The sequence below is a fragment of the Allocoprococcus comes genome, assembly GCF_013300725.1.
In the GTDB taxonomy this organism is placed as follows: Bacteria; Bacillota; Clostridia; order Lachnospirales; family Lachnospiraceae; genus Allocoprococcus; species Allocoprococcus comes_A.
The window spans coordinates 55,259-69,390 of sequence record NZ_JAAIMM010000005.1 but is presented as its reverse complement, the minus strand read 5'-3'; the positions used below and the strand labels follow the sequence as shown (position 1 = coordinate 69,390).

The window sequence follows — 14,132 nt, the reverse complement described above, 5'->3', positions numbered from 1 at the left end:
GGTTCTTCCACCTTTCTTACTTCTTATTCGAGCTTTTTCGGCTCATCCCTGTGGAATATGTCATCCAGCTCTGCCATCAGTGTCTTAAGCGTCTTCATGACATGTTCATAATCCATTCGCTTCGGTCCGATGATTCCGATAGTTCCCTGCATGCCCTCGCCCAGCTCATATGTTGCCGTGACTACGCTGCAGTCTTTCATGTTCTCCACATTCGATTCATCTCCGATGTATACCTGGATGTCTCTGTCTTCACCGCCGCTTGCCATTGACTTTGTAACCAGGGCGGCAAGCTGCTGCTTTTCTTCAAAAGCACTGATGATCTCCTGTGCGCTCTGCTTATCACTAAGCTCCGGATACTTGAAAATATTCGTCGCGCCACTGGTGTAAATCTCCATGTCGTCATCCAGCTGGATCACATTCGCTACTGCATCCATGACACTGCTCATCACACCACTGTGAATCCCTGCCTGTTCTTTCAGTCTTGCGATCACTCCCAGATTGATCTGCTCTAGTGAAGTTCCGTTCAGCGAAGTATTCAGAAGCATATTCAGCTTCAATAGTGCTTCATTGCTGAGCGGTTCATCCAGTGTCACGATCTGGTTCTTTACAATGTTGCCTTCCATCACGATCACAACGATCAGCTGATGGTCATCAACCTGTGAAAGCTGGATAAATTTTAATTTGTTCCCGTTGTAAGTCGGAGTCGAAATCATCGTCGCATAATTCGTGTTGTTCGCAAGAACCTTTGCAACCTGCTTCAGAAGTTCTTCCATCTTGTCAGCCTTCTCAAGCATCTGACCTTTGATCTCGGTAATCTCCTGTTCCTTCTGGCTCATCAGCATATCTACATACCATCTGTAACCTTTATCCGACGGAATCCTTCCTGCTGATGTGTGAGGCTGCATGATATAACCAAGCTCTTCGAGATCTGCCATCTCATTCCGGATCGTTGCCGAACTTAAATTCAGATCTGTATACTTGGAAATCGTTCTGGATCCCACAGGCTCTCCGGTCTCAAGATAGTTCTTAATGATCGCATGTAAGATCTTCGTCTTCCGCTCACTAAGTTCCTGTATGGCTTCCATATGCTACCTCCTTTTTTGTTATTAGCACTCATTATATCTGAGTGCTAACATTTTCTACGCTTATAAATGTACCACTTACCATTCACTTTGTCAACAGGGTTTATGATTTTTTTATTTTTGAGGTCCGATTCCACCCGGATATGCTGTCGGATTCCAATTCAATCGGCAAACCATTCCGATGAGCCTCTGAAAGCGAACATTATGTCAGCAAAGGCTTCCATAATGTTCTGAGTCTCATCTCCATTGCCTCAAATGAATTGGAATCCGACAGCATATCCGGGTGGAACCTCACTCAAACCTCTAAAAATCGACTTGATTTGGGTGCTTACGGAACATACTATAAAGGATTTACTTGCTTCTTTAACAATACTGTATTGCGTGGGGCGGGACTTAATGGCTGCGCCATTTTCGTCCGCAAACTTTGGAGCTGGCTGTTTGAAGATGATATATTTTTTACTTTCCGGGGCTGCGCTGTTTTTTCCCTCGAATTTGGGGATTAGGTTGTTTTGAAGATGATATATTTTTTTACTTTCCGGGACTGCTCCTCTCCCACTTAACCTCCAAGTGGCTGGAGCAACTGGTTTTTTTCCGCACATCATCAGACTGGGGCGTCCCATCTGTATGTTTTCCGTCTTCTGGGAAGAGGGTGGGGGGGGTTGGGAGGAAGGGGCGGGCGACCAGGCAGAAAAGAAGGGATTCCAATTCATTTGAGGCAATGTAGATGAGACTCAAATCATTGTGGAAGCCATTGCTGACACAATGATTGCTTTCGGAGGCTCATCGGAATGGTTTGCCGATTGAATCGGAATCCCTTCTTTTCTGCCTGAGCCGCCTGCTCCCTTCCTCCCAAACTCCCCACCCGACCGTCAAACAAAAAAATACACACCCCAGCCTCCCGGTCTGATGGTGTGCATTTCTTCTATTATATATAGTACATATCCTGACTGTATTCACTGTATTCCTGATATTTTTGTTCGAGATCAGAGAGAAACAGATTCTCAAGGATATCCTGAAGTCCTCTGTTCAGACGTTCGATGACTTCACTCTGTACCGCCTGGGCTGCAGCTCTTCCGTTCTCGGCGTCTTCTACATCCTCTTCTTCGATGAGATAATCACCTTCCAGCGCACGTAAAATTTCCGCAACCGAAATTTTTGTGGCAGGCTTCGCCAAAAGGTATCCCCCCTGCGGTCCTTTCACGCTTTTGATGATTCCGGCTTTTCTGAGTGCCGCAAATACCTGTTCCAGATACTGCGGTGAAATACTGTTACGCTCTGCGATTGCTGCAAGTGCAACATGGGATTCTTTCGAGTATACGGACAGGTCGATCAGTGCCCGAAGTCCGTATCTGCTTTTCTTTGAAAAATTCATATTCTACTCCGTGAAGAGCGGTGTGGAGTAATATCTGTCTCCGGTATCCGGAAGCAGTGCCACAATCGTCTTTCCTTTATTTTCCGGACGTTTTGCAAGTTCGATCGCTCCGTAAAGTGCAGCTCCCGAAGAAATTCCTACCAGGATTCCTTCTTTCTTTGCAAGCAGCTTTCCTGTTGCAAAAGCGTCATCATTTTCTACAGTAAATATTTCATCATATACAGTTGTGTTGAGTACATCCGGTACAAATCCTGCTCCGATTCCCTGAATCTTGTGAGGACCACCTTTTCCTGTAGAAAGTACCGGTGAGCTTGCAGGCTCCAGTGCAATGATCTTCACATCCGGATTCTGGGATTTCAGATATTCACCGACACCGGTCAGTGTTCCACCTGTACCAACACCTGCGATAAACAGATCTACTTCTCCGTCTGTGTCCTTCCAGATCTCTGGTCCGGTCGTCTTTCTGTGTACTTCTGGGTTAGCCGGGTTAACAAACTGTCCAGGAATATAGCTACCCGGGATCTCTTTTGCAAGTTCCTCTGCTTTTTCAATTGCACCCTTCATTCCTTTTGCACCTTCTGTCAGAACAATCTCTGCTCCGTATGCTTTCAGGATGTTTCTTCTTTCTACACTCATTGTCTCCGGCATAGTAAGAATGATACGGTATCCTTTGACTGCTGCAATCGATGCAAGACCGATTCCCGTATTTCCCGAAGTAGGCTCAATGATAACAGAACCTTCTTTTAATAATCCTTTTTCCTCAGCATCCTCAATCATTGCTTTGGCAATTCTGTCTTTTACACTTCCGGCCGGGTTAAAGTATTCCAGTTTCACAAGGATCCTTGCCTCTAATCCTAATTCTTCTTCAATATTTTTCACCTCTACAAGAGGAGTATTTCCAACAAGTTCTAAAGCACCATTATAAATTTTTGACATCGTAAGTTCTCCTTTCTTTTCCTACTATTTCGATAGGTTTTACTTGATGATGTCATTATATGCCTATAAAACCTATTTGTCAAGTATACTTTATATTTTTCTGATTTTCCAAATTTTACCCTTCCAGCAGAAACTCTACAAACACACTGTTGCTGACATCGATCCCCCGTTTTGTAAGCCATACTCTGTCATCATCTTGCTCAAGAAGCTTTAAGCTTTCCAGTTTGCAGATTGCTTCACCGTAAATGTCCTCCAGACTTTTCCCAAAATACTCTGAAAATTCTTTTTTTGAGATTCCGTCCATTTTCCGCAGTCCAAGAAACATAAATTCCTCCATCTCCTCAGTTTCTGTCAGAAGCTCTGCCTGAAATTTGTTCCGGTAAGAATGTGCATACTCCCTTAACTGATCCGGATTCGTGTAGCGACCCATTTTTCCTTCCAGCTTCCTGCATTTTCCAATCAGCTCCCCGGGAACCAGAGATGCCGCACCAATTCCAAATCCCAGATACGGAATTCTCTCCCAATATCCCAGGTTGTGCCGGCAGGCATATCCCTCCTTAGCATAATTGGAAATCTCGTAACGGTGATAACCGTTCTTCTCCATCAGCGTTTCCGTATCCCAGTACATCTGACGCTCCGCATCCTCATCCGGAAGCTTTGGTCCTTCTTTCGCCTCGTCTTCTACATATTTTTTATAGAAAGGTGTTCCCTCTTCCAGGATCAGACTATACGCAGAAATATGCTCCGGAGAAAGTGCCATTACCTGCTCCAGTGTACGCCTCCAGCTTTCCACCGTCTGCCCCGGAATTGCCGAGATCAGGTCTACATTGATATTTGAAAAACCATTGGCTCTCGCCAGATGATATGCTTCCAGAAATTCTTCATAAGTATGGATTCTTCCAAGCAGACGAAGTTCCTCATCATTGACCGACTGCAGACCGATACTCAGGCGGTTCACCCCTGCCTGTCTGTACCTTCGCAGTTTTTCTTCCGTTACCGTTCCCGGATTCATTTCCATAGTGATCTCTGCATCCTCATCCAGCGTAAATATTTCCCTGACCGTATCCATCAGCCGCCCGATCTGCTCACCGGTAAGAAGAGACGGGGTTCCACCTCCGAAAAAAATGGAAACCACCCTGTAATCCTGCACTGCATCCGGACAGTTTCTGATCTCATCGACCAGCATTTTCACATATTCCTCTTTTTCCTTTTCTCCGGTCGGACCGGAAAGGAAATCACAATATGCACATTTTTTCACACAAAACGGAATATGAATATATAGTTCTAAAGGCTGCATCTGCTTTTCTCCTTTTCTGTGCAAAAGGCAGGAACCTTTCCCTCGGAAACCGCTCCTGCCTTTTTGTATCTTTTCTCTGTCTATTTGTCGTCCAGTTTTAATACACTCATAAATGCCTTCTGTGGAATTTCTACATTTCCAACCTGGCGCATACGCTTCTTTCCTTCCTTCTGCTTTTCCAGAAGCTTCTTCTTACGGCTGATATCACCGCCATAGCACTTGGCAAGTACGTCCTTGCGCATGGCTCTTACTGTCTCACGGGCAATGATCTTGCTTCCGACAGCTGCCTGGATCGGAATTTCAAAAAGCTGTCTCGGAATCTCTTCTTTGAGCTTCTCACACATCTTTCTTCCTCTCTCATAAGCACTTCCCGCAAATACAATAAAGGAAAGGGCATCCACTTCTTCTTTGTTGATCAGGATATCCAGCTTGACCAGATCGGATTTGACATAGCCGAGCATTTCATAATCAAAAGACGCATAACCGCGGGATCTGGATTTGAGCGCATCAAAGAAATCATAGATGATCTCATTCAGAGGCAGGTGGTATTTCAATACCGCTCTGGTCTCTTCGATGTATTCCATTCCCTGATATTCGCCACGTCTTTCCTGACACAGATCCATGATCGCACCGATAAATTCGGATGTCACCATAATCTCTGCTTTTACCATCGGCTCTTCCATAAAATCAATTTCTGACGGATCCGGAAGATTAGACGGATTGGTCAGGTCGATCACTTCTCCGTTGGTCTTGTGCACCTTATAGATAACGCCCGGCGCAGTTGTCACCAGATCCAGATTATATTCTCTTTCCAGTCTCTCCTGAATGATCTCCAGATGCAAAAGTCCAAGGAAACCACAGCGGAAACCAAATCCCAGCGCAAGAGAGGTCTCCGGTTCAAACTGAAGTGCCGCATCGTTGAGCTGCAGCTTTTCCAGTGCATCTCTCAGATCCGGGTATTTGGAGCTGTCTGCCGGATACATTCCGCAGTACACCATCGGATTGACCTTTTTATATCCCGGAAGAGGCTCAGCACATGGATTTTCCGCACCTGTTACGGTATCCCCCACACGGGTGTCCTTTACATTTTTCAGGCTGGCCGTAAAATATCCAACCATTCCTGCCGAAAGTTCATCACAAGGAATAAACTGTCCGGCACCAAAATATCCAACCTCCACAACATCAGCAGTTGCACCTGTCGCCATCATACGAATCGGCATTCCTTTCGTTATACATCCTTCTTTGATACGGCAGAATACGATAACGCCTTTATACGGATCATAGAGGGAATCAAAAATCAGCGCCTGAAGCGGTGCATCCGGATCTCCTGTCGGAGAAGGGATCTTAGTCACGATCTGTTCCAGAACCTGATCTACATTAAGCCCTGTCTTTGCCGAGATCAGTGGTGCATCCTGCGCTTCAATTCCGATCACATCTTCAATCTCTTCGATCACACGCTGCGGCTCTGCGCTTGGAAGATCGATCTTGTTGATAACCGGCATGACATCCAGATCATGATCCAGTGCCAGATATACATTTGCCAGTGTCTGTGCTTCTACGCCCTGTGCCGCATCAACGACCAGAATCGCTCCATCACAGGCTGCAAGGCTCCGTGACACTTCATAGTTAAAGTCTACGTGTCCCGGAGTATCGATCAGGTTAAAGATATATTCCTCTCCGTCCTTTGCCTTATAAACCGTGCGGACTGCCTGTGATTTGATTGTGATACCACGTTCTCTTTCCAGATCCATGTTATCCAGCACCTGTGCCTGCATCTCTCTGCTGGTCAGAAGACCTGTCTGTTCGATAATACGGTCCGCCAGTGTGGATTTTCCATGGTCAATATGTGCAATAATACAAAAATTCCGAATCTTTTTCTGATCCATATGCATGTTTTCAGTCTCTCCTTTTTCCTTCTTATCTATATCTGATTACTTTTCCCGTTTGCTACTGTACTGCACCAGAAAGAGTTCCACCGAGAGGATATCTCCCATCTTTCCGGTTTTTACATCTTCTTCCGTCTGTACGCCGGCTTCTACGATCCCGCGCAGCTCTTTCCTGGTAAATGCCTTCGCCTGTGCCCGGTACTTTCCTACCAGGAATGGCATGATCCCCACCTTGGCGGCAATCTCTTTTGGCGGGATCCCAGTACGGTCCATCTCTTTGACTTCCATTAAAATACGGAACTGCCTGGTCAGCAGATACAGGATCCGCATCGGCGGTTCCTTCAGTGTCAGAAGATCATAATAATAATCCAGCGCTTTTTTCTGCTCTTTTGCTGCAACCGCGTCTACCATATCAAAAATATGGTTTCCGATCTGCGTAGTGCAGATCTCATCAATATCTGCTACCGTGACCTCCGTGTGGTTCATGCAGTAACAGAATAATTTTTCCAGCTCCTGCCCGAGATTCTCCATGTCATTGCCGGTCTTTGCAAGCAGATAGCGCACTGCTGCCTCCGACATCTGAAGTTTCTCCTTTTTCGCCATCCCAAGGATCCAGCGGATCAGTGTCTTTTCATCCTGCCGCTTCAGTTCTACAATATGACCTTTCTCCTTGATCGCTTTGTAGAGCTTTCCTCTCTTATCCAGCTCTGACTCCACAAAGATCATATAAGTGGTCTCCGGCATCTCCTTCAGATATTCTGCCAGCTCCGGTGTCGCGTTTTTCAGGAAGCCGGTATTTTCCAGAACGATCAGCCTGCGCTCGGCAAAAAAAGGTAAGGTCTCGGCAAGGTCGATAATATCCTTCGGGTTCGTGTTCTTTCCCTCAAAATAACGGTAATTCATCGTGTCACCTTCCGGAACCATCGCTTTGATGAAACGGTTTTTATATAATTTTTTCAGATAAGCTTCTTCTCCGTACAGAAGATAAATCTGCTTAAACTGTCCTGTTTTTAAATCTTCATTCAAACTTTTCATGGACTTTGGATACCATATTTCCTTCCATCTGTATACATACTGACAGCACCTCTGTCTTTCGTATTATATAGGCTTACGCCCCATTTTGCAAGTCTTTCCAGTGTTTCCGCATGCGGATGTCCGTAACGGTTTTCTTTTCCGGATGAACAGAAGGCTGCCCGTGGCCGGATCACTTCCAGAAGCTCTTCGCCGGTCGCATTTCTTGATCCGTGATGTCCGACTTTCAGCAGATCATAGCACGCCGGAAGTTCTCCTTTTTTCCGGAGATTCTTTATCCTCTCTGCCACCAGCTCTTCTCCGGTATTTTCCAGATCTCCGGTAAAAAGCATGGTAATTTTTCCATATTGCAGGTGAAGTACCAGAGAATTTTCATTTCCATTTTCAGATGGCTCACCTTCTCCAGGCCAGAGACAGCGCATCTTCAATTTTCCGGACTGAAAAATGGTATCCATCTCCATTACTCGAACCTTCGTTCCTGCCTCTTCTGCCAGATTACATAATTCGATAAGCTTTTCATCCCAATATTTCTGTTCCGGGAAAATCAGATACTGGATTTCTACTCCATACTTTTTCCGTTCCAGAAGTTCTTCCACTGCATTTAAGTGATCCACATCCCCATGCGTCACCCATACATAATCCAGTTTCTTCACGCCCCGGAATTTTAAAAATGGTTCCAGCCGGTATCTTCCTGCTGCATCTACCGAACTGCTTCCGCCATCGATCAGGTAATTTTTTCCGTTTCCATCCCGAAAGAAAAAGCAGTCGCCCTGTCCCACGTCCAGCATAGTCAGCTCCATCTGCCCTCGTTTCCACTTTGGAATCCCGAGCAGGATGAGCAGGATCCCAGCTGTCACAAGCTGTCTTACCACCTGTTTCCCGATTTGCCTGCCCACTTTCTTTTCCTTCCTTTTTCTCCACAAATAAAATAGAAAAATCCCATAATAACAGGCAATCTGCCAGAGCCGTGGTCTTCCCGGAATCCACCTTGCCCCCGGAAGTTCCAGGAGCAGACCGCTCCCTTTTTCATAGAAAAGCAAAATCCACTCTGTTATTTTCCAGAGTACGCTCTGCATTATATCTCCTGCCCCACATGGAATCAGCATGACTGCCATCCCTGCACTCCCGCAAAGCAGAAGCACGGATGCCATCGGAATTACCAGAAGATTCCAGGCTGGCGCATACATGCAGGTTTCGTAATAGTGCCAAAGCGTAGCTGGCAGCAGAAAAAACCAGAGTTCCACCGACATCCGGACACTGTCTGAAAATCTGCCTTTTTTCTTTCCCGGATCAATCAGATAGATACCGAGAACCGCAGCAAAAGATAGCTGGAACCCTGCCGTAAAAAGCCGCAATGGATTTGCCAGAAGCAGACCACTTTCCGCAATCCCAAGTGCCGTCAGTCCATCATATTCCCTCCCTGTCAGCTCTGCTCCCATCCGAATCAGAAACATGGTAAACGCCCGCAGTGCCGAAACACTCATTCCGGTCATCACCACATAGCTCCCAAGAAGCAGACTTCCCGCTACACCGGCCTGCAAAATAGAAAATCCGCTTTTCCTAAGCCCCCGGTAAAGTCCGGTACCCAAAAAAGAAATATGCAGACCGGATATGGCAAGCAAATGCCCGATCCCTGCCACCCGGTAAAGTTCTTTCACTTCCTCTTCTGTATAAAAAGAATCTCCCAGAAGAACCGCACACAAAATACCTCCTCGCCGTTTTCCTATCCGTCTGCAGATCTCATCTGCGGTCCGGTTTCTAAACTGCCACAGCTTTTCCCGGAAGGAAGTCTTTTTTACCTGTTTTTCCAGAACCTTCCCTTTCCATAAGACTGCCTGGATATTCTGCTGTTTATAATAATTTTTCTGGTCAAAATTGCCCGGATTAGCCGACGGATCAAAAAATCCCACACTGCCTTTTACCAGGATCCGCTGTCCGATTTCCGGACCATTTCCCTTTTCATCCAGATAGACAAGCAGCCGCTCGTCAGCGACTGCCTTTCCATTTCCCATCTCTCTGATCTGTATTTTTTTCAGATACAGGATCAGTTTTTCTTCTTTTCTGGTTTTCTGATAAACCTCTCCTTCCACTATCACTTCTTCCGACTCTTCCCAAAGCTTTTCACACCTTGACGCACCGAGTCTTCCAAAAATCTTTTCTCCCCCTGTCAGATACAGTACCAGAATCAGCCCTGCCAGAAGTATTCCGGCAAAACCAAGTCTTCGCTTGATCAACCGATCAATCCTCCTTTATCATTTCCTGGTTTCTGCTCAGAGGTTCATCCAGCTTTATACTCTCCTGATATACAATACTGCTGTCTCCGTTGATTGAAATCTGTACTTCAGCGACATTTCCACCATCGATCACTGAATTTACGATGGAATAGATCACTGCCTCCGGACTGACTCCCGGAGCACTGTTTCGAAGTCCTTCATCAAAATTCAGATAGCAGATATGATCTTTGATCGACACACCCAGCAGCTTTGTTCCTTTTGGTATGGTAGCAACCAGTCCGTTATTGGATGGTCCTCGCATCAGTTGTTCCACCACAACCCGTTCCTTCGACTCATTGCTGTTATACCGCACCGTATCCTCTTCCTTTTGCAGCTTTTCTCCGGATGAATCTGCATAATACAGCGTAAGCTTCATCTCCTGGAAAGAGTTAATAGAAGATCCTGTGTTCTGTACAAAATCTTCTGCCTGCTGGTATCCATAGGCATTCCCTTTTTTATCCGTAAGTGGCGTTCCATCTACACAGATCATCACCAGATCTACTCCATTGATCTGCGTCAGCGAACGGACAAGTGCCGCCCTACACAGAACCTCTCTTACCGTATCCATCTTTCCGTAAGCAGCATTATAGTACAGGATCAGCTTTTCATCCTCCAGAGTGTATCTCTCCAGTTTTACCTTTTTCGGCAGTGCTGCCTGTGCCTTCACCTCGTCATCACACTTCTGCAGCGCAGACAGCATTCCTTTTACTTCTTCGTCCACCGACTTTCCTGTTCCATCGTAGCCCTTCGGGACCAGCGCCGTTCCGCTCTGGTTGATCTGGTAAATCGTGTATTTTGCATCTGCTTTCTGCTCCTTTTTCCTGCATCCCACAACGCCTGTAAGAAGACACACCGCAAGAAGAATGCTTATGATCTGGTAAATTTTTTTCATTCTTCTCACCCTTCCCTTTTGATATAAGTAAGCGGGATCCGGACTGTAAATGTCGTTCCCTCACCCGGCTCGCTGTAGACTTTGATCGCGCCACGATGCATGACAACCGCATTTCTTGCAATCGAAAGTCCAAGACCGGTTCCGCCGATCTCCCGCGAATGGGATTTATCCACCCGGAAAAACCGCTCAAATATATGATCTGTATCTTCTTTCGGAATCCCGATTCCCGAATCCGCAACCTTCAGATAAAAATACTTGTGATCCGCATTTAAGGATACATGTACCCATCCGTTTTCTTTGTTGTACTTGATCGCATTTTCTACAAGATTTGTGATCACAAGTGCAATCTTTACCTCATCGATCTCCGCTGTCACCGGACGGAAGCTTTCAAATACCAGCTCAATATTGCTTTTTGCCGCAAGCGGCTGAAGCCTTTTGAGGATCCGCTCTACCAGTTCATTGACATCCCGGCTTTTGATATTCAGATTTGCCCCTTTCTTGTCCAGTTTTACCAGATCAAGAAGATCATTGATGATCTTATTCTCCCGCTCGATCTCTTCAGACAGATCCCCCATAAATTCCCGGTAAAGCTCTGTCGGTGCATCCGGCTGCATCAGCAGGGAATCTGCCAGTACCTTCATGGATGTCAGCGGTGTCTTCAGCTCATGGGATACATTTGCCACGAACTCTTCTCTCGATGCATCCAGTACTTTATAACGGTCCCACAGCTTATTAAATGCATTGGAAATCCGTTCCGTTTCATCGTAAGCATTTTCATGGAGATAATTATCTCCATAGCCTCCTGCCATCTCCTCGATCGATTGAGACATCCTTTTCAGCGGCCTTACAAGCAGCATACCGATGATTGCTGATAAAAAGATCCCGATAATACTGATCGTAACCGTTGCAATTCTTGCCTTTGACTGCAATGCCTCTACATTGTCACGCAGACTGTCTGTGGAAACACTGACCAGGATCATTCCTTTTACCGGCTCTTCCCCTTTTTTGACCGGGACTGCAACTTCAATATACCGGCTTTTTTTATCATAACTTGCCGGCTGCTCGCCGCGGAAGCATTTGACTACATCCTCGGAAATGATCGTCTTCCCTTCCTCCAGATCATAGGTATCTTCCACAATCCGGAATTCATCATCAATAACAAGCACTCTTCCATTGTAAATATTGGATAACTGTGATAGTTCTGTATCGATCACATCGGAAACTCCCGTTTCCAGATAATCAGAATTGACCAGCTGATTACTCAGAATCGTACACTGGTTTTGAATCTCTGCTGTCCGCACGGATACGGTTCTCTGGTCATAGCTTTGCAGAATCGCATTCATCAGGATCACACTGGATAATATGACAAATACGCTCAGGATCACCGTAACCCGCACTTGCAGACTTTTTATGGATTTTGGTACAAAAAATTTAAATTTAACCCCTGAAATAATAGCCAACTCCCCACTTTGTGTAAACGTATTTTGGATCACTTGGATTTACTTCAATCTTCTCGCGCAGTCGTCTGATATGTACATCTACCGTCCTTGCATCTCCCGGGTACTCATATCCCCAGACAATGTTCAGAAGACTTTCCCTGCTGTAAACCTTGTTCGGATTCATCGCCAGAAGCTCCAGAAGATCAAATTCTTTTGCGGTAAGATTCAGTTCCCTGTCCCCGGAAAAAACTCTCCGGCTTTCGCAGTCAATCTTCAGATCTCCCTTTACCACAACTTTACCGCTCGCGCTCATCCCATCTTTTTTAGCGATCCTGCGCATGATTGCCTTCATTCTGGCCTTAACCTCAAGAATGTTGAACGGCTTTGTGATGTAATCATCTGCGCCATATTCCAGTCCGAGGATCTTGTCCATATCCTCGCCCTTCGCAGTGAGCATGATGATCGGTACATCTGAGAAATCACGGATCTGTCTGCATACTTCAAATCCATCGTATTTTGGAAGCATGACATCCAGAAGGATCATATCATACTCTTTTCTTTTTGCCATCTCAAGTGCTTCCTCACCGTCGTATGCGCAGTCAACTTCCATATCATCCTGTTCCAGGCTGAACCTCAGTCCTTTCACGATCAGCTTTTCATCATCTACTACCAATACTTTTCTGCCCATCTTGCGCACTCCTCTACTCTACCGTTATCTGCTCCCGGATCTTCTGAAAGATTCCTTCTTTGATCCCGTCCACTTTCTTCAGATCTTCTATCTTACTGAATCCACCGCTTGTCTCTCTATAAGCAATAATTGCTTCCGCGCGGGACTCGCCAATCCCGCTTAGGCTTAAAAGTTCAGCCTTTGTCGCGGTGTTCAGGTTTATTTTTCCTGTGTCTTTTTCCGTACCGGCATCTGCCATACCCGATGGTGAACCTTCTTCTTTTAAAGTCTGTTCTTCTTCTCTGGATGGCACATAGATCCTTTGTCCATCTGTCAGATGTGCTGCCTGATTCAGATAAACCTGTCCTGCTGCCTCCGTCAGACCTCCCGCTGCTTCTATGGCATGCGTGATGCGGTCTCCTTCCTGCAGTTCATATACACCGGGTGATGCCACCTCGCCACATACATACACCCAGATCGAACCTTCTTTTTCTTCACCACCCGGATCTGCTTTTGCCTTATCCGGCTTTTCTTCGGCATCCTTTGATTCTGCCTCGTTTTTCTTATCCCCGGCATCCGCTTCTGCCGCAGCCACACTGGTAAAGGTCTCTTCTTTTTCATGGCATGCTGACAACATACAGCTGATTCCAAGGAAAATTCCACATATCTGATATAAAATCCGTCTTCTTTTCCGCATACATACTCCTTTTCCACAGAGCATGTCCCCTCGTACTTCCAAGACATGATTATTGTAACGAATTTTTTTCCAAAAGACAACCTATTTCCACTGAAAAATTGCCGTGCCGATCAGAGCGATCCCCATGCCGATCACTTTCCTCCAGGAAAATGGCTCCTTTTCCACACCAAATAATCCCGCCAGTTCAATCAGATACGCCACAATAAGCTGAGCCATAACAATCAGAAGTGCCGCCTTTGCAGGTCCGAGCTGCGCCATACTTTTGATCACAGTCCAGGTGATTCCTGCCCCGATCACACCGCCAAGCAGCATATATTTTGGCTGCACCTCTCCTATCGCGGCAACACTGTCCCTTCCCATGATCAGCCACATTACCAGGCAGATGGCAAATGCACTGAGCTGCACCCAGGCATTACTCACCCACATCCCTGTCGTCTTTGTCACCTGTGTGTTAAATACCCCCTGCACACTCATCAGCGCCCCCGAAATCAGGGCAATAAAAAATCCGGTCACCTTTCATACCTCCTTTTCTTCTGAAAGTATATCCGGTGACCGGCTC

The 14,132-nt window shown here is 46.1% G+C and carries 13 protein-coding genes; all 13 read right to left on the bottom strand.

The features are described from left to right. Positions 1–23: 23 nt before the first annotated feature. A complete protein-coding gene (hrcA, locus tag G4407_RS04005) occupies positions 24–1,085 on the bottom strand; it encodes a heat-inducible transcriptional repressor HrcA (RefSeq protein WP_173687841.1) in 1,062 nt (353 codons plus the stop codon). A gap of 248 nt (positions 1,086–1,333) precedes the next feature. Then, complete coding sequence (locus G4407_RS04000) at positions 1,334–1,702, bottom strand: hypothetical protein (protein WP_173687840.1); 369 nt, start codon at positions 1,700–1,702, stop codon at positions 1,334–1,336. A gap of 305 nt (positions 1,703–2,007) precedes the next feature. Next, positions 2,008–2,454, bottom strand: a complete 447-nt coding sequence (locus G4407_RS03995) for an RrF2 family transcriptional regulator (RefSeq protein ID WP_173687839.1) — start codon at positions 2,452–2,454, stop codon at positions 2,008–2,010. 3 nt (positions 2,455–2,457) lie between these two features. Beyond that, the gene (gene cysK / locus G4407_RS03990) at positions 2,458–3,390 is read right to left on the bottom strand and encodes a cysteine synthase A (protein WP_173687838.1); all 933 of its coding nucleotides are present in this window, start codon (positions 3,388–3,390) and stop codon (positions 2,458–2,460) included. Between the two features lie 115 nt (positions 3,391–3,505). Continuing rightward, positions 3,506–4,687, bottom strand: a complete 1,182-nt coding sequence (gene hemW / locus G4407_RS03985; RefSeq protein WP_173687837.1) for a radical SAM family heme chaperone HemW — start codon at positions 4,685–4,687, stop codon at positions 3,506–3,508. Positions 4,688–4,767: 80 nt separating this feature from the next. Next, on the bottom strand, positions 4,768–6,579 hold the full coding sequence (lepA, locus tag G4407_RS03980; protein ID WP_173687836.1) for a translation elongation factor 4: 1,812 nt from the start codon (positions 6,577–6,579) through the stop codon (positions 4,768–4,770). Between the two features lie 39 nt (positions 6,580–6,618). Then, on the bottom strand, positions 6,619–7,608 hold the full coding sequence (gene holA / locus G4407_RS03975) for a DNA polymerase III subunit delta (protein WP_173687835.1): 990 nt from the start codon (positions 7,606–7,608) through the stop codon (positions 6,619–6,621). Next, positions 7,605–9,839 (bottom strand): DNA internalization-related competence protein ComEC/Rec2, encoded by a 2,235-nt coding sequence (locus G4407_RS03970; protein ID WP_173687834.1) that lies wholly within the window; start codon positions 9,837–9,839, stop codon positions 7,605–7,607. The genes holA and G4407_RS03970 overlap by 4 nt, the downstream gene beginning before the upstream one ends. A 4-nt stretch (positions 9,840–9,843) precedes the next feature. Continuing rightward, on the bottom strand, positions 9,844–10,770 hold the full coding sequence (locus G4407_RS03965; RefSeq protein WP_173687833.1) for a GerMN domain-containing protein: 927 nt from the start codon (positions 10,768–10,770) through the stop codon (positions 9,844–9,846). A 5-nt stretch (positions 10,771–10,775) separates the two neighbouring features. Beyond that, the gene (locus G4407_RS03960; protein WP_173687832.1) at positions 10,776–12,263 is read right to left on the bottom strand and encodes a sensor histidine kinase; all 1,488 of its coding nucleotides are present in this window, start codon (positions 12,261–12,263) and stop codon (positions 10,776–10,778) included. Then, complete coding sequence (locus G4407_RS03955) at positions 12,208–12,897, bottom strand: response regulator transcription factor (protein ID WP_173687831.1); 690 nt, start codon at positions 12,895–12,897, stop codon at positions 12,208–12,210. The genes G4407_RS03960 and G4407_RS03955 overlap by 56 nt, the downstream gene beginning before the upstream one ends. A gap of 13 nt (positions 12,898–12,910) precedes the next feature. Beyond that, positions 12,911–13,573, bottom strand: a complete 663-nt coding sequence (locus G4407_RS03950) for a helix-hairpin-helix domain-containing protein (protein ID WP_173687830.1) — start codon at positions 13,571–13,573, stop codon at positions 12,911–12,913. 81 nt (positions 13,574–13,654) lie between these two features. Beyond that, entirely contained in the window at positions 13,655–14,086 is a 432-nt protein-coding gene (locus G4407_RS03945) for a DMT family transporter (RefSeq protein WP_173687829.1), read from the bottom strand. Positions 14,087–14,132 lie beyond the last annotated feature (46 nt).